This is a genomic window from Vibrio sonorensis, assembly GCF_001854765.1.
Classification (GTDB): domain Bacteria; phylum Pseudomonadota; class Gammaproteobacteria; order Enterobacterales; family Vibrionaceae; genus Vibrio; species Vibrio sonorensis.
Genome location: NZ_LJJE01000070.1, coordinates 197235 through 223877 on the forward strand (window position 1 = coordinate 197235; position 26643 = coordinate 223877).

Sequence of the window (26643 nt, forward strand, 5' to 3'; positions counted from 1 at the left end):
ACAATGAGTGAGACGACTCTAAATGCGGCTCAGCAACCAATAGATGAGCTGGTTGGCTGGGTAAAACAGCATGATTTCTCATTGAACCTGACAACTGAACGGCTAGCGTATTTAATCGCTATCGCCGTATTGAGCAACGACAGGTTTGATGAAGAGTTAGGGGAAGGAGAACTCCACGATGCATTTGCAATCGTAACCCGACTATTTGAAGAAAGTGGAGACGCATCGGCGTTTCGTGCTAACAACGCGATTAACGATATGGTAAAGCAGCGCTTGATCAGTCGCTTTATCAGTGAAGTTAACGACGGGGCGAGTATCTACCGCCTTTCCCCACTAGCCGTGGGCATAACTGACTATTACGTTAGACATCGCGAATTTTCCAAACTCAAGTTGTCGATTCAGCTATCCATGGTTGCAGACGAAATGTCGAAAGCCATTGAAGCGGCAAAGGAAGGAGGAACAGTAGGCCACTGGCAAAAAAATGTGTATGGCGTACTGAAGTACTCGGTTGGCGAGATCTTTGATCAAATTGATCTTAACCAGCGCGTGATGGATGAGCAGCAACAGTCGGTGAAAACCCAAATAGCTGAACTTCTCAATCAAGACTGGCGCGATGCGATCAATCAGTGTGAGAGCTTGTTGTCAGAAACCTCCAACACCCTCAGAGAACTGCAAGATACACTGCAAGCAGCAGGAGATGAGTTGCAAACCCAGATCTTAGATATCCAAGAACTGGTTTATGGGGACTCAGAGCTGGAGTTTATCGAAGAGACCTTATTTGGCCTTCAGCAGAAGCTAGATAGGATCACCAGTTGGGGGCAGCAGGCCATAGACCTTTGGATTGGCTATGACAGACACGTTCACAAATTCATTCGTACCGCTATCGATATGGATAAAAACCGAGCGTTCAGTACACGCTGCGCCAATCACTTAAGGAGTACTTCGATTCACCTTGGTATCTGACTCATGCCGACGCAGAGCGCTTGCGAGACCTGCGCGATGAAGCGCTGGTGTTGCGAGACGACGAAGTCACTGGCCATGTACCACAAGAAGTGGAATATGAAGAGTTTAAACAAGTGAACGACGAACTTTCAGAGCGCATAGGTGGCATGCTCAAAGTTCACAAAGAAAAGGGGCAACCGATCGATCTCGGTTTAGTGCTTCGAGATTATCTCGCGCAACATCCCCACACCCACCATTTTGATTTAGCTCGAATTGTTATCGACCAAGCGGTTCGCCTAGGATATTCCGAATCGGATTATCAAGCGATTCAACCAGATTGGCAGGCGATTAACGATTTTGGAGCAAAGGTACAAGCAAATGTCATCGATCGATACTAATGAATATATGTCAGAAAAACTGGCAAAAGCGATCTCAAATCCACTTTTTCCCGCTTTGGACAGTATGCTCCGAGCAGGCCGACACGTTTCCAGCGAAGATTTAGACAATCACGCGCTGCTGTCGGATTTTGAAACAGAGTTGGCACTGTTTTATCAAAGATACAACACCGAACTGGTAAAAGCTCCAGAAGGCTTCTTCTATTTGCGTCCACGTTCCACATCGCTTATCTCTCGGAGCGTGTTATCCGAACTGGATATGTTAGTTGGCAAAGTACTTTGTTACCTCTACTTAAGCCCAGAGCGATTGGCACACGAAGGTATCTTTACCAATCAAGAACTCTATGACGAAATGTTGTCTCTCTCTGATGAGAAAAAGCTAATGAAGCTAGTGACCAACCGAGCGAGTGGTTCAGATTTAGACAAAGAAAAGTTGTTTGAAAAAGTGCGCACGTCTTTGCGACGATTACGTCGCCTCGGAATGGTCATCAACATTGGTGAGACCGGAAAGTTTCGCATCAGCGAAGCGGTGTTCCGATTTGGTGCCGACGTTCGAGTCGGTGACGACATTCGAGAAGCCCAGCTTCGACTCATTCGAGATGGTGAAGCCGTGGTTCACACACCTCAGCCAAGTCAGGGCAGTCTGCTCAATGAAGAAGAAAACAACGACAATGCAGAATTAGAAGGTGAAGTATGATTGAACGAGGTAAATATCAATCGCTAACCATGATTAACTGGAACGGATTTTTTGCCCGTACCTTTGATATCGATGGCTTAGTTACCACCCTATCTGGTGGTAATGGTGCAGGTAAGTCGACCACAATGGCGGCGTTTATAACCGCGTTAATCCCAGATCAAAGCTTGCTTCACTTTAGAAATACGACAGAAGCAGGCAGCAGCCAAGCGTCACGAGACAAGGGACTTTACGGAAAGCTTCAGCCCGGCGCGTGTTATGCGGCGCTAGATGTCGTTAACTCAAAGAAACAACGACTGCTGTTTGCAGTGAAGCTTCAGCAAGTGGCGGGAAGAGACAAAAAAGTCGATATCAAGCCGTTTGTGATCCAAGGATTGCCAAGTGACGTTAAGCCATCAGATGTATTGATCGAATCCGTCTCTGCAGGCCAAGCGCGAGTCCGACAAATCAGTGAAGTGAAAGACGGCATTGCTCAATACGAAGGGGCACATTTTAAGGCCTTTAACTCGATAGTCGATTATCACGCACAGATGTTTGAGTTCGGAGTTATCCCAAAGAAACTGAGAAACTCAAGTGACCGCTCCAAGTTTTATCGCCTTATTGAAGCCTCGCTTTACGGCGGTATTTCCAGTGCCATTACCCGTTCGCTACGCGACTATTTGCTTCCGCAAAACGGCGGAGTGAAAAAAGCGTTCCAAGATATGGAATCGGCACTGCGCGAGAACCGTATGACGCTGGAAGCGATAAAAACGACTCAAGCGGATAGAGACCTGTTTAAACATCTTATTACAGAGTCCACCAATTACGTTGCCGCCGACTACATGCGTCATGCTAATGATCGACGCAATAAGCTAGAGCAAACCCTTAACCTACGTGGCGAATTGTTTGGCTCGCGAGAAACCCTAATTGAGCAAAATCGCCTACTCAATCAAGTTCACGAAGAGCTTGAGTTACTGGTGGAGCAGGAGTCGGCTTTAGAGCAAGACTATCAATCCGCATCAGACCATCTGCAGTTGGTGCAAAATGCCCTTCGACAACAAGAAAAAATCGAGCGTTATCAAGACGATCTTGAAGAGCTAAAAGAGCGCCTTGAAGAGCAGATGATGGTCGTAGAAGAAGCCCAAGAGCGCCTCTTGTTAACAGAAGAGCAATCGACAGTATCTGAAGATGAAGTCGACAGTCTGAAAACACAGTTGGCGGACTACCAACAAGCTTTAGATGTTCAGCAAACTCGCGCGTTGCAATATCAGCAAGCTCTTGAAGCCTTGGCCAAAGCCGTGGAGTTAACGGGAAGCGATTCGCTTAATGCCGAAACCGCACCAGCTTTGCTCAATGAACTAAAACGCAAAGAGAGCGAGCAAACCGCAGACGTTCTAGCGTTAAAACACAAGTTAGATATGTCTTCGGCTGCGGCTAAGCAGTTTGAGAAAGCCCTTAGCTTGATGAAAAGTGTCGACAGCAATATTGAACGCCATCAAGCTTCAACAGCAGCGAAAAAAGCGATTCAACGAGCCAGAGACGCAAAAAATATCTTGGCTAATGAGCAGCAATGGCAGGCTCAGCATCGAGATTTAGAAAGAAGCTTGAATCAGCAGCGACAAACGCAAGAACTGGTAGAGGCGTATCGAAAGCAGTACCAAATTGAGCTGAGAGAAGAGGCGCAATTAGAGCTAGAACGCGAGCGCCATCAAGAGCTGATAGAGACGGTTGATATCTCTTTGGAAGAGAGCCGAGAGACTCGTGGAGAAATCAGACGCAAAGAGCAAGACGCCAGTGCTGAAATACAGCGCTTGGAAGGCATTGCTCCCAAATGGATAGCCGCTCATAACGCACTTGAGTCACTAAAAGAACAAAGTGGTGCTGATCTGTATGACAGTCAGGCGGTAATGGCTCAAATGCAACAAGTACTTGAGCAGGAAAAAACGCAGTCACTGAAAAAAGAACGCTTATCAACGCGTCGAAATGAGCTGGAGTCGGAAATTGAACGTCTAGCTTCTCCCGGCGGTTCCAATGACCCGCGTTTAAAAGGTCTTGCCGACACACTTGGCGGTGTATTGCTGTCCGAGATCTACGACGATATAACCATTGGTGATGCTCCGTATTTCAGTGCCATGTATGGTCCTGCCCGACATGCTATCGTGGTATCAGACCTAAGTGGGATTGAAGAGAAATTAGTTGAGTTAGACGATTGCCCGGAAGATCTTTACATCATTGAAGGTGATGTGGACGCATTTGATGACAGCAGTTTCGATGCGGAAGAACTAGAGGGTGCGGTTTGCGTTCGAATGAATCAGCGCCAAATGCGTTACTCTCGATTCCCAGAAATTCCACTTTTTGGTCGAGCAGCGCGTGAGCAGCGCCTAGAACTCCTTCGCAACGAAAAAGAGCAGGTGGTTGAAGAACATGCTAAAGCCGCCTTTGACTCGCAAAAGTTGCAACGACTCTATCAAGCGTTCAATCAATTTGTCGCAAACCACATTCAAATTGCCTTTGAATCCGATCCTGAACAAGCTTTGCAAACGCTGCGCGAAAACCGCGGCCAATACCAGCGTCAGCTTAGCGAACTCGACGGCAAAGAGAAGCAGCTTAAATCGCAGCGCCAGCAAAGTAAGCAGGCGATTGGCAACCTAGATAAATTAGCTCCAGTAATGGGCCTGTTCGAAGATGAGACGTTATCAGAGCGCTTTGAAGATCTAGAGTCCAAGTTAAATCGATTGTCAGAAGAGAAACGCTTCTTAGGGCAACACGGCAGTGTATTGGAAGAGCTGGAGCTTATTGTAAGCGCGCTAGAAGCTGATCCAGAACAGTTTGATGCACTAGAAGTGGCTTACCAGAATGCTGATCAAACTCTTCAGCTGGTTAAAAAGCAAGTATTTGCCGTAGCAGACCTCGCTGAGCGTCGCCACTATTTTGCCTATTCAGATTCAGTGGATATGCTCTCCCAGAGCAGTGAACTGAGCGAGCAGCTCAAAGCTAAGTTAGTGGAAGCAGAGAGAGCGAGAACTCGCTACCGCGATGAACTCAAGCAGTCTCAGCATCAGTTGAACCAATACAATCAGGTTCTGGCATCACTGAAAAGCTCTCATCAGGCAAAACTCGAAACCGTGCAAGAGTTTAAACAAGAACTTCAAGAGTTTGGCGTTAATGCCGATGAAGGTGCAGAAGAACGCGCTGTTCGTCGTCGAGATGAGTTGCAAGAGCGCCTACATAGTTCGCGCAATCGCAAGAGCGAATACGAGCGAACGATCACTTCGACCGAGCTAGAGATGAAGGCGCTCGCCAAACGTGTGAAGAAGGTGCAAAAAGAGTATGTGGAACTGCGTACCTTTGTAGTCGCTGCCAAAGCGGGGTGGTGCTCCGTTCTTCGACTTGCCAGAGAAAATGACGTAGAACGCCGCCTGCACAAGCGAGAGCTTGCTTACCTCAGTGCTGGCGAGTTGCGCTCTATGTCAGATAAATCTCTTGGTGCATTGCGTCTAGCAGTGGCGGATAATGACGACTTGCGCGATGCGCTGCGTCTGTCTGAAGATAACGCACATCCAGAGCGCAAAGTGCTTTTCTATATTGCGGTATACCAGCACCTTCGCGAACGAATTCGTCAAGATATCATCCACACCGACGATCCAGTTGAAGCGATTGAAGAGATGGAAGTGGAACTGGCGAGACTGACCGAAGAACTGACACAACGCGAGATGCGTTTGGCAATCAGTTCCGAATCGGTGGCGAGTATCATCAAAAAGACCATTCAGCGTGAGCAAAACCGAATTCGCATGCTCAACCAAGGCTTGTCGAACATTTCGTTTGGTCAAGTTAAAGGGGTTCGACTCAACGTTAACATTCGTGAAAGTCACGACGTGTTACTCAATGGTCTGGCTTCGCAACAAGAGCAGCACAAAGACCTGTTTGAATCCTCTCGATACACTTTCTCTGAAGCGATGGCGAAGCTGTTCCAGCGCGTCAATCCGCATATCGATATGGGGCAGCGTTCGCCTCAGGTCCTAGGTGAAGAGTTACTCGACTACCGCAATTACTTGGAGCTTAGTGTGGAAGTGAATCGCGGTTCCGATGGTTGGTTGCAAGCAGAGTCTGGTGCATTATCTACTGGTGAAGCAATTGGTACCGGTCAGTCGATATTGCTCATGGTAGTTCAAAGCTGGGAAGAAGAGTCTCGACGTTTGCGCAGCAAAGACATTGTGCCGTGTCGACTACTATTCCTAGATGAAGCCGCACGACTGGACGCTAAGTCCATCTCGACACTGTTTGAACTCTGCGACCGTTTAGATATGCAGCTCCTTATTGCGGCGCCAGAAAACATCAGTCCAGAGAAAGGAACGACTTACAAATTGGTTCGTAAGGTGTTTAAAGATCACGAGCACGTACACGTAGTCGGCCTGCGAGGTTTTGGCCAAAATAGCGAACCGGTAAAAGAAGCCGAGTTGCTATTGGAAGATTAGCCAAAATCGAGTCATTGATAATAGAAACCGATGGGGGTCAGTTCAGAAGCCCATCGGTTTTTTCGTATTAGTCCACTAAGGGATAGAATTCTTGGCGAAGCGTCGCATTTGGTCACGGTCGTGGATAAAGATAGTCCAGCGTTACACTGCAAATATTTCCGGAGTTAGGTCCACCGATTCACAAAGCGCTGGAATATCGACAAGATTGATGTGGTTTCCCGCTTCTTTGAGCAGCCCGTCAGCTTTTAGCTTTTTCATTGCCCTTGATAGAGTTTCAGGGGTCATTCCCAATTGAGTGGCAAACAGTTTTTTGGTCACGGGCAAGCAGATTCGGCCGTCTTTGGCATTCTGAGCCCGATAGAGATCGGCAAACTTCATTACCAGCCTTTGGTTCGCATTTACTTGGGTGAGGATGTTGACCGTATTCATTAGGTGGCAAATTCTGTTGCTCATAAAGGCCATGACCCGTATGGAGAGTTCTGGAGAGCCTGAAACCACTCTTAACACATCTTTGTAATGGAATGCGGAAAGCTCGGTATCTTGATCGACTTTTGCACTCATCGGGTAATTTCTCGGCTGCATAAACATCGCCATTTCCGCGATCAACTCACCGGCCAAAAATACCTTAAACAGTTTCTCGGCACCGTTTGGCATTAAGCGGTACAAGGTGACTTTTCCCTTGTCTACCAAGTACATGTGGTCGGCGCTCTCACCTTGATTGAAAAGCAGATGACCGGCGTCGTATTTGGAGGATTTTCGCGTTTCAAACAACGCTTGTTTCTGCTCGTCATCCAACAGCGAAATAATGGAACCCGGCATAGCACATTCCTTAGCTTGACAATAATCAAGCGGTGAACGAATTTTCTTGAGATAGACTGCAAATAGTAATCATTATCAACAGTAGTGCAACAGCAAAGGAACTGGTATGGAACAAATAAGCCCGATCTTCCGGTGTATAGGCCTAGTAGCGATTGTGATTTTCTTCGTTCCCTTAATCATTTTTTGTTAGGAGCTACCATGTCGGAAAAACTCGTGATGCCGAACAGTCACCGAGAAGTATCAAAAACCCCAGGGCATTGGGTGTTAGCCCAACTTGGTAAAAAAGTACTTCGACCTGGGGGCAAAGAAATCACCCAAAAAATGCTCAACGGGTTGAAAATTAGCCCAATAGATAAGGTGGTAGAGTTTGCACCCGGTATGGGCTATACGGCTCAGCTTTGCTTACAGAAACAGCCCAAGAGTTACACCGCTATTGAACAAGACGAACAAGCGGCGAAAATCGTGCGCTCTTACCTAAATGGCAAAGAGCAAACGTGCAAATTAGGTAACGCTCAACAGACTGGTTTAAGTGAAGAGGTTGCCACGGTGGTCTACGGGGAAGCCATGTTAACGATGCAGCCCGATAGCCGAAAAAACGAGATTATCGCCGAAGCTGCAAGGATCCTTGAAGCTGGTGGTCGATACGGGATCCACGAACTTTGCATTGAGCCAAACACCATCGATGAAAGCTTAAAGCGCGAAATACAAAAAGAGATATCAGAAACCATTCAGCACCCAGCCAAACCAGTAACCGCTTTAGAGTGGAAACAGCTAATGATAGACAATGGCTTTGAAATTGAGTTTGAGGCGGTCGCCCCTATGCACCTTTTGGAACCGAAGAGAATGATCGACGATGAAGGGGTATTTGGCTTTTTAAAGATAGCAAAAAACTTGTTGACCAAGCCGAAAGCCAGAAAGCGCGTTTTTGGGATGCGTAAGGTGTTTCGCAAGCACAAAGACAATCTAGCTGCCATTACTCTGGTAGCAAAGAAGAAGGAAAAATAAGTATGTTTGAATATACCTACTATGAAGATCTCGCAGAAACGGTTGATATTCCAAAAGCAGGGATCACAAGTCGACCAGTCTACAAAAGTGATCGGCTAAGAGCGGTCATTTTTGGCTTTGCTGAAGGGGAAGAGATGTCGGAACACACCGCTTCGGTTCCAGCCATCGCTCAAATTGTTGAAGGCGAGTGCATTTTTACTCTAGATAATGAAGAGAAAGAGATGAAGGCCGGCGGCTGGGTTCACATGGACGCACATCTGCCACATAGTATTATCGCTAAAACGCCACTAAAACTTATGCTTTATTTATTGCGAGAACCCAAGTAATCGTCAGTTAACGAAATAAGTAGTGAGTACTAATAAGTAAACCGGGAGTGAACCTCCCGTTTTTTTATCCCTGCTTTCCATTCTAATTCGGGGAATTTGATGAAACATCGGCAAAGCATCTGCGCCGACAGCGAAGAGACAGAAAAACGCGACACGCTTAATAGTAACAAGCCCCTAGTTCGGGGACTTGTTTATCTTTGAATGGACTTGGCGAATATTCCAAATTGTTTGGCGGCATAGGCAACGCGTTCTTCGGGTTTGGGATAGTCAGCTGGAGAGCCAAGAGATTCGATATGGTGAAGGCGTGGCAACAAGCCAGCTCCGTTAGCAATCTGAATGGCTAAGCCGGGTCTCGCGTTCAACTCTAGCACCATTGGACCCTCCTCTTTGTCCAGAACCATATCGGTTCCCATGTAGCCAAGGCCTGTCATTTCCCAAGCGCTGGAGGCCAAAGTAAGAAGGCGTTCCCAATGGGGGACTTGTAACGTAGATAACTCTTTTCCGGTGTCTGGATGATGAGTGATCGGTTGATCAAATTGAACAGCGCGCACGGCTCTTCCTGTCGCGATGTCAATTCCCACACCGACGGCTCCTTGGTGAAGGTTTGCTTTTCCGTCGGATGCCGAAGTCGAGCAACGCATCATTGCCATAACAGGGTAGCCTTTAAACACAATGATTCGAACGTCTGGCACCCCCTCATAACTAAAGCCGTCAAAGCAGTCGTCGAATTTGATTAGGTTTTCAACCACGGCTACATCGTTTTTGCCGCCGAGGGAGAAAAGACCGGCAAGGGCGTTACTGATATGTCTTTCAACGTCTTCTTTGTTTATCGTCGCACCAGAAGGTTTGGTATAAGTCCCGTCCTTGTGAGCGATAATAACGAGTATCCCTTTCCCTCCACTTCCTTGAGCGGGTTTGATCACAAAGCCAGGCCACTTCTCTACCATTTTGTGAATGGTTTTAACTTCCGCTTGATTGCGGATGACGCCAATCAGAGTAGGGACGGTACAACCAGCCTGCTCTGCGATGATTTTTGTTTTCAACTTGTCGTCAACTAAAGGGTATTTTGAACGATCATTATAGCGACCAATATAGCTGTGGTTGCGCTGATTCATTCCCATAATGCCCTTGTGACGCAGTTTGCTTGGTGACGTTAAGCGGGAGAACATAACTCAGTCCTCCGCCAGTGGTTTAAAGCGTCTTAACTCAGTGAGACGGTAACCAGTGTATGTACCCAGCAACAAGATACCCGCAAGAACAATAAGTTGCAGACCGATAAAGTTAAAGGTCAGGTGTTGAACAAAACTGTTCGTCATTGCTAGGTATACCAATACCGCGGTTAACAGTGAACCACCGCCTTGTAAAACCACTTCTTTCGGGCCTTCCTCTTCCCAAAGGATGGACATGCGTTCGATGGTCCAAGAAAGAATAATCATTGGGAAGAACGTGATGGAGAGTCCTTCAGTTAACCCGATCTTAAAGGCGACAACGGTGAAGATACTGATGATCATAATCACGGTAATGATAACCGCCGATATTCGAGCGACGAGCAGAAGGTTTAATCGCGACAAATAACTTCTGATAATTAGACCGGTGCCGACGATGAGTAAGAAGCCGACAATGCCTGTGACTAACTGGGTTTGTACAAAGGCAACGGCAATCAGTACTGGCATAAAGGTACCGGACGTTTTCAGTCCTATGATCACCCGAAGAAAGACCACAATCAGTGCGCCAATTGGGATCAGCATAATGGTCTTAAACATCGCTTGCTCTTCAAGGGGCAAGCTGTGAATGGAGAAGTTCAGCAGTCCGTCTGCTTCCACTTTGCTGTCCGTGGCTTGCTGAGGTGATACCTCCTGCGCGATCATGGTAAAGTGAACTTGACTGTTTCTACCGCCAATCAAATCGAGCAGAGAGACGTTTGACTCATCCCATACCAGCAGGTTTGGTTGTGCAGACCAAGTTGCGGACTCAGGGTTGAAGAGTTGCCACTGCTTACCGTTCCACACTTGATTCATATGTTGAATACTTTGACGTCGACGCCCGTCTTCGAGTTCTATCACGCCGACGATTTTTGCAGGGATTCCTGCGTATGCCAGTATCTTGTCTACGGCATTTACCTTGCTCATCTGGTTTAGGATCAATGCAGCGTTTTGGCTATCGTTGTCGTTGAGTTGTTTGATGAGCTCACGAGCAAAAGTAGTATCGTCTGCCGAGCGTTGGCTCGCGCGTTCAATTAATGCCGTGACGGCCGCTTCCATAGGGCCATCAAACGTCGGTGGGAAGATCTTATCTTCTGGGGGAAGGGGTTCAACTTTTGCTTGTGGGTCAACAAGGAATTGCGCCTTGTAATAAATAGTTTGTGGGCCAGAAGCATGACGAATAGACCACTCTGCTCGGCGTCCCGCATCACTGCTGACATAAGCGACACCGTAACCAGATGAAGAGGAAGACTCATTAATCAGTGTAAAGCCGTCTTGGGTATGGGGAACCGCTAATGACGCTTTGACCGGTTTGTCTTGAGCGTTGAACTCCACTCTAGCTTCGATATCCCACATTTGACGTGTTTCGCCGGGCGTCCATGGGACACCATAACTCTGATGACGAAAAACACTAAGGGCAATACCGGCAATAATGAGAAAGACTACCGAAAGGTAGAAAGGGACTTTTGACGTCATAAGTTACCTTTTTACTTCTGATTCTTGTTGGTATGGATATACTTACGACTCACATCCACTACCGCAATATCTCTGATGAATTCGCGACCTAAGAGCACAGGATGGCTCATCTGAGATCGATCTGCTAGGGTGAATTGCGCCTTTTCGTGAATTGAACCGACTTTTACCCATAATTCCACCACTGCGCGCCTTTCTCCCTCGTCGTTGGTCGATTGACGAATTTTAACAAACCGCACGATAGGGGCTTCGATCCAGTTTGAATCGTCAGAGGTACTCGCTCCGTCTGACAGGTGGAATCGAACCCACTTTTTCCCATTTCTTTCAAAGTGTTCGATATCAATCGCATTTAGGGATGAAGTCGCAGCGCCCGTATCCACCCTCGCGTCGAAGGTTTGGTTAATTGAATCAATGCTTACTTTTTCAATCTCGCCCAACACGACAGTATCGCTAATAGCAGTGTTTGTTTTCGGCTTCGCTAGATAGCTTGTTTTAGTCGATGAATTTGATGTTTTTGATGAATGAGCAATTTTGTCAATGGACATTTGCAGAGTGAGTAAGCCGTTTTCCAAGCTTTCGATGTAGTCTGCTTGAGTACTTATCGCTAACTCCAAATTACTGATGCGATTTTCGGTCGCCGTTTGAGCATTGTTAATAGCGGTTAAAGTTTGTTGGTGGTACTGGTTTGAACCATTAATGGCGCAACCCGATAGCAATAAAAGAGCGACAGCGGGGCTCAAAATTTTAAGCATCGATTAACCTAATTGATAGAATCAGAGTTTAATATAGTTTAGCCCACGCTTTGTTCCCACCTCAACGGGTGGCCGTCACAAACAATGGGTTTGAAATTCAGGATGTTAACTCAGCGAATAAAAATGTCGCCAGAATGGCGCTAGCTTAACTAGCGCCGAAGATAGATTGGTTAGATTTATGTCAGGATTTTGGGGTATTCGTTACTCAACTATGCGTTGGGCTTTTTTGCGACGAGAATAGCGCGGCGTGGGGCAGGGTAGCCTTCGACGGTTTTATTTGGATCTTGTGGATCGAGATAATCGGGCAACGAGTTGTGAGTCATCCAACTAGTGGTGCGCTGCTCTTCGGTCGACGTGGTGTTTTCGTCCACGATACGCACCTCTTCAAAGCCTACTTGTTCAAGCCACACTTTCAGTGCTTTGGCTGAAGGGAAGAAGTACACGTTGCGCATCTGGGCATAGCGGTCAACTGGAACCAACACAGAGGTTTCGTCCCCTTCGATAACCAGAGTTTCAAGAATGAGTTCACCTCCGGCAACCAACTGGTCTTTCAGTTGGATAAGGTGATCCAAAGGAGAGCGGCGGTGATACAGCACGCCCATGCTAAATACGGTATCAAAGGCTTCCAGCATAGGGAGTTGCTCGATGCCGAGTGGCAGTAGGTGGGCGCGTTGGTCGTTACCCATTAAACGACGAACCGCTTCAAACTGAAGTAAAAACAGATGAGATGGGTCAATTCCGATACACAGCCTTGCACCTTCTCCTAGCATTCGCCACATGTGATAACCATTGCCGCAGCCTACATCTAGAACAGAGCGGTTTTTCAGTGGCTGATGTGGGGAAGAACGCGATCCCACTTCCAGTCACTGCGCCATTCAGTATCTATGTGAATACCGTGTAAATGATAGGGGCCTTTTCTCCACGGATGAAAAGTGCGCAGTAAGTTTTCCAGCTTGTTGTATTCGCCAGTGTGCAAAGCTTGGTCGTTGCTGATGGTAACTGAGGTCTTTAAGTCGACGTTATCAGGAGCATCAGTAGGGATTTTGCTCAACGCCTTTAACCAGCGGTTAAAGTCACCATGTTCAGCGTTTTGCCAGTCGGTTAACTGTTGTGGCAGGGTATTTAGCCAAGGTTGAAGGCGGGTATCCTGAGCAATTAGCTGGTAGATATCGGAAAAATTAAACATAGTAACTCTGTCTTTGTATTTTCATGGTCACGGCGTTTAGCCGCGAGTTGACGGATTATTTTATAGCGAACATAGAGCCAAAATTAAAACACTGGAACCACACTTCCACACTGCTAAAGCCGATGTTGCTTAAACGTTCTTTGTGCAGGTGAATCGGGTCGGGCTTCATCACATTTTCAATGGCACTTCGCTTTTGGCTGATTTCGAGTTCGCTGTAACCGTTGGCGCGTTTAAAGTCGTGGTGCAGTTCGATCAACAGATCGTTAGAAGCGGGATCATCAAACACGTATTTCTCAGAAATAATTAAAATACCGCCCGGTCTCAATCCTTGATAAATGCGTTGCAACAACGCCAACCTATCTTGTGGCGATAGAAATTGTAAGGTGAAGTTAAGTACGACAACCGATGCATCCTCGATTTTGATATCGCGGATGTCAGCTTCTATAACTTCAACCTGAGTGTCTGAACGGTAAGCATTAACGTGAAGTTTACAGCGTTCTACCATAGCTGGAGAGTTGTCGACAGCAACAATGCTGCACCCCTCTTGCTGAATATGGCGGCGCATCGAAAGCGTTGCCGCTCCCAGAGAACAACCCAAATCGTAAACCTTGCTATGAGGTTTGGCAAAACGCTCTGCAAGCATGCCGATAGCAGAAATGATGTTGCTGTATCCCGGAACCGAGCGCTGAATCATATCTGGGAAGACTTCGGCGACTTTCTCATCAAACGTAAAATCACCAATCTTATCGATAGGTGCAGAGAAAATAGTGTCTGGATTGCTTTTAGGGTTCATACCTGTCTCGTTAGCCAAGCGCGTAAAAAAGGCGCGTATTTTAAGAGATATTCGACTCGGTGTCATCAAGGTGAACCAAGTTCGCTGTAATTATATCAAAACATCTGTATCTGCTGGTTTCCAGATATGGATGGGAAGGGAGCCAACTCGGGTAAATCGAGCGAAGCAGAAAGTGTTTCGTATAGCTTTTTGGCGAGTTGAGGGGCCTCTGCGTTGTCCGGTGTGTGGATCATTAAATAGGGTTGGCGCCCCTCTTCTATCCAAGCCGGAATTTTGCTAAGCCAAGGTTTGAAAAAAGTTAAGTTCTCAGCCATCTCTGGGTGGCCGATGAATCGAATCATTGGGTGCTGAGCGGTTGCAATGGCGTGGACCGGTACTTTAGGCTTTTTCTGATGCGCATCGATAACGGCCTCGCTATCTGGCGGGGCGGAGAATACAGGGCGACTGTCCATTACGATACGGTCAATACCAGCCTCCATTAACTCATGGTTTAAGCGGCGCTCCGCTTCGCCTTTAGAGAAAAAGGCCATATTGCGCACTTCCACCCCCAACGGAAAGTCACGAGGAAACAGCCGACAGAATTGAAACAGACGATCCAAATGTTCTTCGCCAAAAGCAGCGGGTAGTTGAATTGTCCATTGACCAACTCTTGAATGCAGCGGTTCCATCACTCTTAGGAAGCTATTGAGTTCAGCGGTGCTATTTGCCAACAAATGCTGGTGGGTGATGACTTTTGGCAGCTTAAACGTAAAGCGAAACTCGTCGTGAGTGGCATCTTTCCAATTTGATACGGTAGCCGCACTGGGAGTGGCATAAAAAGTGGTGTTGCCTTCTACGGTATGAAACACCTCAGCATAACGTGCCAGTCGCTCATTGTTTTGAGTACCTGAACCGTAGAAACTTTTTTGCCACTGGTTGTGTGACCACATAGTGAGACCGAGTAAAAGTGGTGGCTGTGTCATATTCAGTTCTCTGGTTGAAAAATGAGGTGAATTCACCCTTTATTCTACCTAGCATCCCAAGATTAGTTGAGGTTATAATCAGCGCCAAATTTTACGCTAACGGTGCATTTTGCACATTTCTTGTGCTAAATAACTTTAGTTGGCAGTAAATCACTACAAAATGTACGTTGAATAGTCGATTTTAAGTAACTTTCAGCGTATAAATGGATCTTTGGTTCGTTCGAAAGATGATACTCCGGACGACATGGAATTAACAACATAAGAGATACTGGGAATTTATTATGCGTACCCATTACTGTGGTCACCTGAACAAGTCCCTTGCAGGACAAACTGTAGAACTTTGCGGCTGGGTTAACCGTCGTCGTGATTTAGGCGGTCTTATTTTTATCGATATGCGAGATCGCGAAGGTGTCGTTCAGGTAGTAGTGGATCCGGATATGGCGGATGCTTACGAAGTGGCTAACCAACTTCGCAATGAGTTTTGCATCAAGCTAACGGGTGAAGTACGTGCGCGTCCAGACAGCCAAGTGAACAAAGATATGGCAACGGGTGACGTTGAAATCTTGCGAAAGGCCTAGAGATCATAAACCGCAGTGATGTTCTTCCACTTGATTTCAATCAGAACAACAGTGAAGAGCAGCGCCTTAAGTACCGTTACCTAGATCTTCGTCGCCCAGAAATGAGCGACCGTATCAAACTGCGCGCGAAAGCGTCTAGTTTTGTTCGTCGTTTCTTAGATGATAACGGTTTCCTAGATATCGAAACGCCAGTACTGACCAAAGCGACACCAGAAGGTGCACGTGACTACCTTGTACCAAGCCGTGTTCACAAAGGTAGCTTCTATGCGCTTCCTCAATCTCCGCAGTTGTTTAAACAGCTGCTAATGATGTCTGGATTTGATCGTTATTACCAAATCGTTAAATGTTTCCGCGATGAAGATTTGCGTGCTGATCGTCAGCCAGAATTTACTCAGATCGATATCGAAACGTCATTTATGACCGCTGATGAAGTTCGCGCAACGACAGAGAAAATGGTTCGCGATATGTGGCAAGAGCTGCTAGATGTCGACTTAGGTGAGTTCCCAGTGATGCCTTTTGCTGAAGCGATTCGTCGTTTTGGTAGTGACAAGCCAGATCTGCGTAACCCACTTGAGTTAGTTGACGTTGCCGACCTAGTGAAAGACGTAGAGTTTAAAGTATTCTCTGGCCCTGCAAATGACGAAAAAGGTCGTGTAGCCGTGATCCGTGTACCGGGCGGTGCTTCTTTGACTCGTAAGCAGATTGATGGTTATGCCGAGTTCGTGGGCATCTACGGCGCTAAAGGTCTTGCATGGATGAAAGTTAACGATCGCGCAGCGGGCGTTGAAGGTGTGCAATCTCCAGTGGCTAAGTTCCTAAACGAAGACGTGATCAACGGTATTTTAGAACGTACAGAAGCTGAATCTGGCGATATCATTCTTTTCGGTGCAGACAAAGCAAACGTTGTTGCAGAAGCACTTGGAGCGCTGCGTCTTAAACTGGGTAAAGACCTAGAGCTAACGAATGAGTCTGCTTGGGCTCCGCTATGGGTTGTCGACTTCCCAATGTTTGAAGAAGACGACGAAGGCAACCTACACGCGATGCATCACCCGTTCACATCTCCTCTAGGCGTATCTCCAGAAGAGTTAAAAGCGAACCCTGCAGCCGCAAACTCAAATGCTTATGATATGGTTCTTAACGGCTACGAAGTGGGTGGCGGTTCTGTACGTATTCACGATGCAGAGATGCAATCAGTAGTGTTTGATATCTTGGGCATCGAAGCAGAAGAGCAGCAGCTTAAGTTTGGGTTCCTACTGGATGCTCTAAAATACGGTACTCCACCACACGCTGGTTTGGCATTTGGTCTAGATCGTCTAGTGATGTTGCTATGTGGTACAGAAAATATCCGTGATGTGATTGCCTTCCCTAAAACAACGGCGGCATCATGTCTACTGACTGACGCACCTAGCCTTGCAAATCCAGCAGCGCTAGAAGAGCTGGCTATCGCGGTTCAAAAAGCGGAAGAGAAAGCAGAATAAGCGTATTCGCAAAAGCAAAAACCGCTGTTGTGATACAGCGGTTTTTTATGTCGGTAATCTTTTCAATGTGACCTTGGCTCAGAGGGTAATCTCTTTCCATTCTCCCAAGCCGAGTGAACCCAACTCTATTTCTCCCATCGAAGCGCGAATCAAACGCAAAGTAGGAAATCCGATATTGGCAGTCATACGCCTAACTTGACGGTTGCGGCCTTCAGTAATGGTGATGGAAAGCCAAGTCGTTGGTATGTTGGCTCGAAAGCGAACAGGGGGCTCTCGTTCCCAAACGTCTGGTTGTTCAATAATGGTGACGATAGCCGGACGAGTCATGCCATCTTTTAATTCCACGCCTTTTCGCAGTTTATCCAGATCAGCATCAGTAGGCGCACCATCGACTTGTACCCAATAGGTTTTTGGCGCTTTTGATTCAGGTTGAGTGAGTTTAGCTTGCAAAATTCCATCGTTAGTTAGTACGAGTAACCCTTCGCTATCTCTGTCTAATCGACCTGCCGCATAGACATCTTTGATGGGAATATAGTCAGCAAGGGTCTTTCGACCATCGCCATCAGTAAATTGGCTTAAAGTGTCGTAAGGTTTGTTAAAAATGATCACTTTTCGGTTTTCAGGTGTGACCTTAGGGCGTTTATCCGCCGCTGAAGCCCTTTTTTTCTTAGCTTTATATTTATTATTTTGCTGTTTTAAACCCGATGAGCGCTGGGGTGATCGAAAACCTTTTGGTTTTTGGCGAGAGCCAGAAGACATGTTAACTACCTTGCAAAAATGTAAACGAAGTGTAGGTTAAAGTTTTATGGGGCACGATTCTGAGCTATTATGTGCGCGCCCAAATTAAGGAAAAACGAAACCAATGATAGACTATTATCGCTGTTTTGTTTAATTATATGCTCCAGTAATCTCATGAGGAGACTACTGGCGATTAGATCTCATGGACAACCAGAAAGATAAATATCGACTGGGTTTAAACAAAAGAGACAGACAAGCGCAAACAAGTATTGAGGGGATGAAACATCAACTTGTGAGCGGAACATCACACATCACCTGTTCCAAGGGTGATGTAAGAACAATAGGGAAATTTCATGCCTACAGAAAAACCTACAATTATCTATACCATCACTGATGAAGCACCAGCATTAGCAACTTATTCACTACTGCCGATCATTCAGTCTTTTTCAGCTTCATCTGGTATTGCCGTTGATACTCGTGACATCTCCCTTGCTGGACGAATCATTGCTAACTTTCCAGAGCATTTAAAAGAAGATCAACGCATTGGCGACGCGCTAGCAGAGCTAGGCGAACTGGCGAAAACGCCAGAAGCGAACATTATCAAACTACCTAATATTTCAGCTTCTATTCCTCAGCTTCAAGCTGCAATTAAAGAGCTACAAGCGAAAGGCTACGACCTTCCTGACTATCCAGAAGAAGCGAGTACCTACGAAGAAGAAGCAATCAAAGCGACTTACGATAAGATCAAAGGCAGTGCGGTTAACCCAGTACTGCGCGAAGGTAACTCAGACCGCCGTGCGCCTTTGTCAGTGAAGAACTACGCCAAGAAAAATCCACACTCAATGGGTGCTTGGGCAAAAGATTCTAAGTCACACGTTTCAAGCATGAGCGGCGGTGATTTCTTCGGTAGTGAAAAATCGACTACCGTAGAAGCGGCAACAGAGGTCAAGATTGAGTTTGTAGGTGCGGACGGTGCGAGCAAAGAGCTTAAAGCGCCATTTGCTATCCAAGCGAAAGAAGTGATCGATTGCTCGGTAATGAATAAGAATGCGTTGGTTAAGTTTTTCGAAGAGCAAATCGAAGACGCGAAAGCGCAAGACGTTCTACTGTCGCTGCATATGAAAGCGACAATGATGAAAGTGTCCGACCCAATCATCTTTGGTCATGCCGTTAAAGTTTACTACAAAGAAGTCTTCGACAAATACGGTGACGTATTTGACAAGCTAGGTGTTGACGTTAACAACGGTATTGGTGACGTTTACGCTAAGATTCAAGCCTTGCCAGCTGCTCAGAAAGAAGAGATTGAAGCAGCGCTGCAAGCGGTATACGAGACTCAACCACCACTGGCTATGGTTGATTCAGATCGCGGTATTACTAACCTCCACGTTCCTAGTGACATCATTGTTGATGCCTCTATGCCAGCGATGCTACGTGCTTCTGGCCAAATGTGGGGTCCAGATGGCAAGCAGAAAGATACTAAAGCGATGATCCCTGATCGCAGCTACGCGGGTATTTATCAAGCGGTTATCGATTTCTGTAAAGAGAACGGTGCGTTCGACCCAACAACTATGGGTAGCGTGCCAAATGTGGGCCTTATGGCACAAAAAGCGGAAGAGTACGGTTCACACGATAAAACCTTTACTCTAGACGCCGCTGGTAGCGTTCGCGTTGTTGATGCATCTGGTGCGGTTCTTTTAGAACAGCAAGTCGAAGCGGGCGATATCTTCCGCATGTGTCAGGTTAAAGATGAGCGATCCAAGATTGGGTTAAGCTTGCCGTTACTCGCGCTCGCGCGACGGGTGTTCCAGCGGTGTTCTGGCTGGATGAGAACCGTGCTCACGATGCAGAGCTGATCAAAAAAGTAAATGCATACTTACCGAATCACGATACAGCTGGTCTAGAAATCAAGATCCTAGCACCACTTGATGCGTGTAAGTTCTCTCTAGTTCGCATCAAAGACGGTCTAGACACCATCTCTGTTACGGGTAACGTGTTGCGCGATTATCTGACTGACTTGTTCCCGATCTTAGAGCTGGGTACGTCTGCGAAAATGCTTTCAATCGTTCCATTGATGAACGGTGGTGGCTTATTTGAAACAGGCGCTGGTGGTTCTGCACCTAAGCACGTTCAGCAGGTAGAGAAAGAAAACCACTTGCGTTGGGATTCATTAGGTGAGTTCCTAGCGTTAGCGGCCTCTCTAGAGCATTTGAGCACGGTAACAGGTAATGCCAAAGCTCAAGTTCTGGCTGATGCATTAGACAAAGCGACGGGCAAGTTCCTAGACAACAACAAATCGCCTTCGCGCAAAGTAGGTGAGCTGGACAACCGTGGTAGTCACTACTTCCTAGCGACGTACTGGGCAGAAGCACTTGCAGCACAAACCGCGGATGCAGATTTAGCCGCTGAGTTTGCACCAATTGCTAAAGCTTTGTCTGAAAACGAAGATAAGATTGTTGGTGAGTTAAACGGTGCTCAAGGTATTGCTGGTGAACTCGGTGGTTACTACGCTCCTGAGTTTGATAAAGCTTCTCCATTGATGCGCCCAAGTGCAACACTGAACAGCATTATTAACGCTTAATAGTACCTAAGCTAAAAGAAAACCGCCAAGAGGCGGGTTTTTTAATTCTTGTTATCGGCTGCGGTTATTTTACCGCTTGAGCTTCAATTGGTACGACAGTACTAGCGTGGTAGCCTTTAGGTCCTTCTTCAACTTCAAACGAAACTTGTTGTCCCGCTTTTAAAGTTCGATAGCCGTCCATTTTTATTGTTGAATAGTGAGCGAAAACGTCACCATCTTCTCCTTCTGGACAAATGAAACCAAATCCTTTGGCATTATTGAACCATTTTACTGTACCTGTAGCCATGCTATACATCCCTCATGCATTTTGTTACTGATGTTGTTAGTCCGCACTAAGCCTTTGTGCTGTTACGAAAGTGAATATCAATCCAGCCATAGCCAAATTTTTAGTCACTATTTGACCAATGTAGTCAATGATTGAGTACAGTCAATAGAAAAAACACAATATAGTCTACATATTTGCAAACAAATCACTTTTGAGATTTACAAATTTGTAACTTGCAGCCGTGATGTGATCTGAACACTTATTCAGCGGCCTAATTTTTTTTGGTGTCTTTTTAATCAATTAGATACCTAGATTTACATCAATAGCATTCTTTTATTTGCAGCGATACAATTGGTGGATTAGTCTCTAAGTAAGGGCGCAAATTTGTCCGTGATGTTTTTTTGTTCTTACTGGAGTTAAATCGAACATTTCGTAGCCACGAAGTGATAAAATTAAACTGTATTACAGCTAATATCGATGAAACATGAGTAAGCATTTTGAATGGGTAACTCCAGACTCAGATCTACTGGAGCGAGAAAAGACCAAAGTACAGCCTCCATCTTTGTATAACGTCATACTCAACAATGACGATTACACGCCGATGGACTTTGTCATCGAAATCCTAGAAAAGTTTTTTTCGATGGATATTGATCAGGCTACACAGGTGATGCTCAAGGTGCATTATGAAGGAAAGGCAATTTGTGGCACGTTTACTGCAGAGGTAGCAGAGACCAAAGTCGCACAGGTCACAATGCATTCAAAGGAAAATGAGCACCCTTTGCTTTGTACGATGGAACAAGCCTAATTCGGGCTTGGCCGAGCAACCACGTTGTTCCTTAAGGAGGTACTTATGCTGAATAAAGAACTAGAGTCGAGTCTTAATGGTGCTTTTGCACGTGCTCGAGATAAAAGGCACGAGTTTATGACGGTCGAACACCTCCTGCTAGCATTGCTTGAAAACGATGCAGCAAGGGAAGCTCTACTGGCGTGCCAAGCTGATATTGATTCGCTTCGCAATGAGCTTGATATCTTTATCGACCAAACTACACCTCTGATCCCAGAGAACGATGAAACCCGAGAAACACAGCCAACACTGAGCTTTCAACGCGTACTTCAACGCGCTGTCTTTCATGTCCAGTCGTCGGGACGCAGTGAAGTAACAGGGGCGAATGTACTTGTCGCTATCTTTAGTGAACAAGAGTCCCACGCGGCGTATTTACTTAAGAAAAACGATATTAGTCGCCTTGATATCGTCAATTTTATATCGCATGGAATCACCAAAGCATCGAGTGCAAGTGACGATTCTTCGTCATCTGACTCATTTGGAACTGAATCTTCAGACGAAAGTGGCTCTGAAGAACGTTTAGAGAGCTTTGCAACTAACCTTAATCAGCTTGCCAGACAGGGACAAATTGACCCGTTAATCGGTCGAGACAAAGAGCTAGAACGCACGATTCAGGTATTGTGTCGCCGTCGCAAAAACAACCCGCTGTTAGTCGGCGAAGCAGGCGTGGGTAAAACCGCAATTGCAGAAGGTTTAGCGTGGCGAATTGTTGAAGAGCAAGTGCCTGAAATTATTGCAAATAGTGTCATCTATTCTCTGGATATTGGTTCGCTGCTTGCGGGCACTAAATACCGCGGTGATTTCGAAAAACGCTTTAAAGCTATTTTAAAACAGTTAGAACGCGAAGAAGATGCGATTCTCTTCATTGATGAGATCCACACCATTATTGGTGCGGGCGCAGCTTCTGGTGGTCAGGTAGACGCCGCCAACCTTATCAAACCTTTGCTGAGCAGTGGTAAGCTGCGCTGTATTGGTTCGACAACTTATCAGGAATACAGCAATATTTTTGAAAAAGAGCGCGCCCTGTCTCGCCGATTCCAGAAAATTGATGTGGTTGAACCATCGCTAGACGATACGACTAAGATCCTGATGGGCCTTAAGCCAAGTACGAAGCGCACCACGAAGTTCGCTATACCAACAAAGCCCTTCGCGCTGCGGTTGAGCTATCAGCAAAATATATCAACGAGCGTCATTTGCCGGATAAGGCTATCGACGTTATTGATGAAGCGGGTGCTCGACACCGCCTAGCCCCAGCTAGCCGTCGTAAGAAAACCGTTGGGGTAGGCGACATTGAAGCAATGGTTGCTAAAATGGCGCGTATTCCTGAAAAATCTGTCTCTTCATCTGACAAAGAAATTTTGCAAAATCTCGATGAGAAGATGAAGTTGCTAGTGTTTGGACAAGACCCCGCTATCGACGTACTGAGCGAAGCGATTAAGCTATCACGCGCTGGTTTGGGTGCAGACAATAAGCCGGTTGGGTCGTTCCTGTTTGCTGGCCCTACAGGGGTAGGTAAAACAGAAGTGACCGTACAGCTTTCTAAGCTGATGGGCATTGAGCTGTTGCGTTTTGATATGTCTGAATACGGTGAGCGCCATTCGGTGAGCCGTCTGATTGGTGCTCCTCCTGGGTATGTGGGCTATGATCAAGGCGGTCTGTTGACTGATGCGGTTATCAAACATCCTCATGCAGTAGTATTACTTGATGAGATTGAAAAAGCGCACCCAGATATCTTTAACCTGTTACTGCAAGTTATGGATAACGGTACGCTAACGGATAACAACGGTCGCAAAGCGGATTTCAGAAACGTCATTCTTGTCATGACTACCAACGCTGGTGTACAGGAAACGCAGAAACAGTCTATTGGTCTGATTCAGCAGGATCACGCGCCAGATGCGATGGCTGAAATTAAGAAAGTCTTTACTCCTGAGTTCAGAAACCGTCTGGATAACATCATTTGGTTCAATAGCTTAGATGAGCATGTTATCCATCAGGTCGTAGACAAGTTTATCGTAGAGCTTCAAGCTCAGCTCGATGCTCGTGGAGTGTCTCTAGAAGTCTCTGACGATGCTCGCCACTGGTTAGCACTCAGAGGTTACGATAAATCCATGGGAGCTCGTCCAATGGGTCGTGTTATTCAAGACAAACTTAAGAAGCCGCTGGCAAACGAACTCTTGTTTGGCATCTTAGTCAACGGGGGTACGGTGAAAGTCGACCTCGGAGAAGATGAGCTGAAATTTACCTATTTAGGTGAAGAAGAAACGGCCGTTCACTAGTCCTTTAATCTACGAAAAAGTCAGGCAATAAAGCCTGACTTTTTTTATGGAATTTCAGCAATAAAGCGTTTTCAATATGCGACTGGTTTATTATTGCGTTGCAAGTTGCAAATATTTCTCGCGAATTTGTCCATAAGCCTGCTGCACTTCGCTAGGAATATCCTGTGAGATTTGAAATCCTTTTTGTGCGTAATCTTCGATTCTTTCAAAATCGGCGACTAGCGCTAAGATGACATTATCCAGATCCTGTTCTTCATTGGTGTATTCAAATATTGGCGTTTGCTGGGAAGTCACTTGTATCTCTTCGTAGTGATCTGGCCATTGCTTTTTAAATGTGGCGTAGGCTCTTCTTTCCATAAATGGTTTTTGGACGACGAGATAGCTTGAAAATTGAAGGCCTTTTTCTCGAATTAGTTTGGCGCTAAACAGAACATTCTCACCGCTATTAGTTGATTCAACCTCAAGTAAAATATCCTTGGCCGGAACACCACAATCGCGCGCAATGGTTGCGAAGGTTTCCGCTTCGGTTTTTTCAAATAGCGAATCAGTAAAGCGGCCACTTTTTCCAGAGAAGAGGATCTTTTTACCATAACCTTGTAAATAAAGTTTTGCGGCGTGCTCTGCTACCCGAGTGTCATTACTGCAAAACACCAAGATACAGTCAGCAGGTTTTACCTTGTGCCCCATTTGCATATAGTTCCACAAAGTTTCAATTTGACGAAATAGATGATGACTCATAGTGACCTCATAACGCGTCTAACACGTGGTTGAAGTGAAAGCGATAGCCAAGGGAGACCAGTTTCTCGGCGCTGATGTGTTTGTCGGGTTGATCGACGATGTTGGGAAGTTGACCATCGATGGAAGCGCGCTCTAGTGCGGTTTGATAGAACTCTGCTTTTGATGTGGTGTTCGGTGTGGTGGCATTGACAATATGGTTTTCACTGTGCAAAGCCATAAAACTTACCGCACCAACGGCGTCAAGACGGTGAATCATGTTAGCTGGGGCACTGCTACTGACTTGCTTCATGTGGGTAACAAATCGAGCTGGATTGCGCTCAGTATCAAACAGACCGCTACAACGGACAATGGCATAGCCTAATTGACTATCGATAACATACTGCTCCGCCTTTAACATTGCTTTTCCATTGTCGGAGAACTGTTTCTGTTGCTGGCTTAAAAGCAGTGTTGCTCTTGATTCAGTCATCGTCTCAGCCAAATTAGGATAGACGGTGGTAGAGCTGACCATAACCACACGTTTCACGCCTGCTTTTTTAGCTTGCTCGCACAAGTATTTCCAATGACTTGGATAGGCTTCGCCCCCCATTTTTCTAAAACCGGGGGGAAAGCAGCCGATTAGGATCTCGCAATTTTGGCTTGTTAAGGTTTGGCTAAGGGCGTCACTCTTGTCGTTGAGATCGCAAATAAAGCCATTAACACTGGAAGAGCTGACCTCTTTTGCTCCAACATCAGAGGTGCGGCTTGCATACACCTTATGGCCAAGGGAGGATAGGTAATCCGCCAAGGGCTTCCCCAGCCAACCAGCTCCAATAATCGTAATTACTTTCATCACACTCCCTCGCTTACTTATATTTTTCTTTAATGCAGATATCGATAAAGACTAACACTCAAGCATGACAAACGCATGTAAAAGTGTTGTTTAATAAGGATGTAGGGTGGAGTGAATCAAGGAAGGAATAGCCTGTAAACAAGCGGCATAGGTGCCGCTTGGCGGTTACAGAAAAGCCTGACTAGAATGAAAACCTTCGGTTAGTTTTCGAATTGAGAATGATTAGTGGAATCCAGCTAGACGACTACTCAGTACTCGCAAAACTCGTTCCGCGTGTTCTGCGACCTCAATGCCTTCATCGGTTAAATAGCCTCCATCGGGGAGCGTGCAAAGTCCTTTGTTGTATAGACGCTCAGCCGCTTCGCGCACGGCTTCGCTGGCATCTTTGTGGACTTTAATACCCGTCGCGGCACTGCTTAGGTCAAACTGAAGAAGTAGGTTGAGTTCTTCGATATGATCGGCGGAAAATTTCATAAAGTATCCTTTTTGCTGTTCTTCATTAAAGCTACTGCGGTTAACGAGGCATTGCAATCTCCATATTCAATTAGTGGTCTTGGAGCACAAAACTAAATTACGCAAAGAATTTACATATGAGTGTAAGTTTATATTGGTTTTATTTATATAGCCTGATTTTGGTAAATATTGATTCGTGTTTGCAACTAACTAGATGAAATATTTAGATTAGATAGAGGGTCTTTTTTGAGCATTTTTAATTTAATGCCAGCAAAATGTCGAAGAATGCACTTTTTAAACTGTCAAGAAATGTACGTTGGTTTGATATGCAACCATTAAACCGAGTTTTCCATAACTTAACTTGTGTTGATTGAGGTGGCTTATATGACGCTGATTGGCCTTGCTTAAATCACTCAGCCCCAAAGTTGCCCAAATTTTTGGTAACCGAGTGATTTTGGTGCAGACCAATCGATTTAGCAGACCAGAATATCAGTCCAGTGAGAATCGCATAGGATCGAGATTTCCGGTGTCGAGCTTTCAACAAGTGTGGTCTGGTTGTTTGATTTTTCAACCAGTTCAGTTGGAGAATCGATCAGCCAATTCTTTGGATTGAACTCAGTGTCATTGTGGTGTGGTTGTGTGGCTATAATGCTATCCATTGCGTTATTCCTCTATCCCTAGTTTTGAGTTTCCTGACACGCTGAGATTAGGACTCTACTATGAACACAAAATGACAGATGGATTAACTTATTGTCATGTCGGTAAATGGTTATCCACAGAAATTGTGGATAACCTATCCAATGATACCAGGGTCTGTGAGTATGTAGTGACTAAATTTAGTGCGCTTGTGTCTAAACCCAACT

The 26643-nt window shown here is 46.0% G+C and carries 17 protein-coding genes and 5 pseudogenes; 9 read left to right on the forward strand and 13 right to left on the reverse strand.

Annotation, left to right across the window (positions count from 1 at the left end; genetic code table 11):
- Positions 1–3 precede the first annotated feature (3 nt).
- From mukF to mukB, 3 genes and pseudogenes are all read left to right on the forward strand, one after another.
- Positions 4–1340, forward strand: a pseudogene (mukF, locus tag BLO31_RS13725) (chromosome partition protein MukF).
- Positions 1321–2034, forward strand: a complete 714-nt coding sequence (gene mukE / locus BLO31_RS13730; protein ID WP_070967592.1) for a chromosome partition protein MukE — start codon at positions 1321–1323, stop codon at positions 2032–2034. Before mukF ends, mukE begins: the two are co-directional and overlap by 20 nt.
- Positions 2031–6485 (forward strand): chromosome partition protein MukB, encoded by a 4455-nt coding sequence (gene mukB, locus BLO31_RS13735; protein ID WP_070967595.1) that lies wholly within the window; start codon positions 2031–2033, stop codon positions 6483–6485. The genes mukE and mukB overlap by 4 nt, the downstream gene beginning before the upstream one ends.
- A gap of 141 nt (positions 6486–6626) precedes the next feature.
- Here mukB and BLO31_RS13740 read toward each other — a convergent pair whose 3' ends face one another.
- Positions 6627–7304 (reverse strand): Crp/Fnr family transcriptional regulator, encoded by a 678-nt coding sequence (locus BLO31_RS13740; RefSeq protein ID WP_070967599.1) that lies wholly within the window; start codon positions 7302–7304, stop codon positions 6627–6629.
- 198 nt (positions 7305–7502) lie between these two features.
- Here BLO31_RS13740 and BLO31_RS13745 point away from each other — a divergent pair, with 198 nt between their 5' ends.
- Both BLO31_RS13745 and BLO31_RS13750 read left to right on the forward strand, forming a co-directional pair.
- Positions 7503–8309 carry a class I SAM-dependent methyltransferase gene (locus BLO31_RS13745; RefSeq protein WP_070967603.1) on the forward strand — a complete coding sequence of 269 codons (807 nt, stop codon included), beginning with the start codon at positions 7503–7505 and terminating at the stop codon, positions 8307–8309.
- Positions 8310–8311: 2 nt separating this feature from the next.
- Positions 8312–8635 (forward strand): cupin domain-containing protein, encoded by a 324-nt coding sequence (locus BLO31_RS13750; RefSeq protein WP_070967607.1) that lies wholly within the window; start codon positions 8312–8314, stop codon positions 8633–8635.
- A gap of 191 nt (positions 8636–8826) precedes the next feature.
- Here BLO31_RS13750 and BLO31_RS13755 read toward each other — a convergent pair whose 3' ends face one another.
- The 6 genes and pseudogenes from BLO31_RS13755 to BLO31_RS13780 all read right to left on the reverse strand — a co-directional run bounded on the left by BLO31_RS13755 (position 8827) and on the right by BLO31_RS13780 (position 15003).
- Positions 8827–9804 carry an alpha-L-glutamate ligase-like protein gene (locus BLO31_RS13755; RefSeq protein WP_070967611.1) on the reverse strand — a complete coding sequence of 326 codons (978 nt, stop codon included), beginning with the start codon at positions 9802–9804 and terminating at the stop codon, positions 8827–8829.
- Positions 9805–9807: 3 nt separating this feature from the next.
- Positions 9808–11313 carry an inactive transglutaminase family protein gene (locus tag BLO31_RS13760; protein ID WP_070967614.1) on the reverse strand — a complete coding sequence of 502 codons (1506 nt, stop codon included), beginning with the start codon at positions 11311–11313 and terminating at the stop codon, positions 9808–9810.
- An 11-nt stretch (positions 11314–11324) separates the two neighbouring features.
- The gene (locus tag BLO31_RS13765; protein WP_070967617.1) at positions 11325–12062 is read right to left on the reverse strand and encodes an ATP-dependent zinc protease family protein; all 738 of its coding nucleotides are present in this window, start codon (positions 12060–12062) and stop codon (positions 11325–11327) included.
- Positions 12063–12271: 209 nt separating this feature from the next.
- A pseudogene (gene cmoB / locus BLO31_RS13770) lies at positions 12272–13248 on the reverse strand (tRNA 5-methoxyuridine(34)/uridine 5-oxyacetic acid(34) synthase CmoB).
- Positions 13249–13303: 55 nt separating this feature from the next.
- Entirely contained in the window at positions 13304–14041 is a 738-nt protein-coding gene (gene cmoA, locus BLO31_RS13775) for a carboxy-S-adenosyl-L-methionine synthase CmoA (RefSeq protein WP_070967621.1), read from the reverse strand.
- 95 nt (positions 14042–14136) lie between these two features.
- Positions 14137–15003, reverse strand: coding sequence for a DUF72 domain-containing protein (locus tag BLO31_RS13780; RefSeq protein WP_070967624.1), 867 nt, complete (start codon positions 15001–15003; stop codon positions 14137–14139).
- Positions 15004–15284: 281 nt separating this feature from the next.
- Between BLO31_RS13780 and aspS the strand changes: the two are divergent.
- Positions 15285–17059 (forward strand): annotated as a pseudogene (gene aspS / locus BLO31_RS13785) (aspartate--tRNA ligase).
- A 78-nt stretch (positions 17060–17137) separates the two neighbouring features.
- Here the strand turns inward: aspS and BLO31_RS13790 are convergent.
- The gene (locus BLO31_RS13790) at positions 17138–17818 is read right to left on the reverse strand and encodes a pseudouridine synthase (protein WP_070967628.1); all 681 of its coding nucleotides are present in this window, start codon (positions 17816–17818) and stop codon (positions 17138–17140) included.
- 332 nt (positions 17819–18150) lie between these two features.
- Here BLO31_RS13790 and BLO31_RS13795 point away from each other — a divergent pair.
- Positions 18151–20375: pseudogene (locus tag BLO31_RS13795) on the forward strand (NADP-dependent isocitrate dehydrogenase).
- A 64-nt stretch (positions 20376–20439) separates the two neighbouring features.
- Here the strand turns inward: BLO31_RS13795 and cspD are convergent.
- On the reverse strand, positions 20440–20661 hold the full coding sequence (cspD, locus tag BLO31_RS13800) for a cold shock domain-containing protein CspD (RefSeq protein WP_070967631.1): 222 nt from the start codon (positions 20659–20661) through the stop codon (positions 20440–20442).
- Positions 20662–21124: 463 nt separating this feature from the next.
- On the opposite strand from cspD, the gene clpS reads away from it, so the two are divergent.
- Entirely contained in the window at positions 21125–21445 is a 321-nt protein-coding gene (clpS, locus tag BLO31_RS13805; protein ID WP_070967635.1) for an ATP-dependent Clp protease adapter ClpS, read from the forward strand.
- Positions 21446–21490: 45 nt separating this feature from the next.
- Positions 21491–23760 (forward strand): annotated as a pseudogene (gene clpA, locus BLO31_RS13810) (ATP-dependent Clp protease ATP-binding subunit ClpA).
- Between the two features lie 90 nt (positions 23761–23850).
- Here clpA and BLO31_RS13815 read toward each other — a convergent pair.
- The 4 genes from BLO31_RS13815 to BLO31_RS13830 form a co-directional block, all read right to left on the reverse strand.
- Complete coding sequence (locus BLO31_RS13815) at positions 23851–24498, reverse strand: YdcF family protein (RefSeq protein ID WP_070967639.1); 648 nt, start codon at positions 24496–24498, stop codon at positions 23851–23853.
- 7 nt (positions 24499–24505) lie between these two features.
- Positions 24506–25327, reverse strand: coding sequence for an NAD(P)H-binding protein (locus BLO31_RS13820; protein WP_070967642.1), 822 nt, complete (start codon positions 25325–25327; stop codon positions 24506–24508).
- Between the two features lie 222 nt (positions 25328–25549).
- On the reverse strand, positions 25550–25801 hold the full coding sequence (locus tag BLO31_RS13825) for a TIGR02647 family protein (RefSeq protein WP_070967676.1): 252 nt from the start codon (positions 25799–25801) through the stop codon (positions 25550–25552).
- 452 nt (positions 25802–26253) lie between these two features.
- Entirely contained in the window at positions 26254–26439 is a 186-nt protein-coding gene (locus tag BLO31_RS13830) for a hypothetical protein (RefSeq protein WP_070967646.1), read from the reverse strand.
- Between the last annotated feature and the right edge of the window lie 204 nt (positions 26440–26643).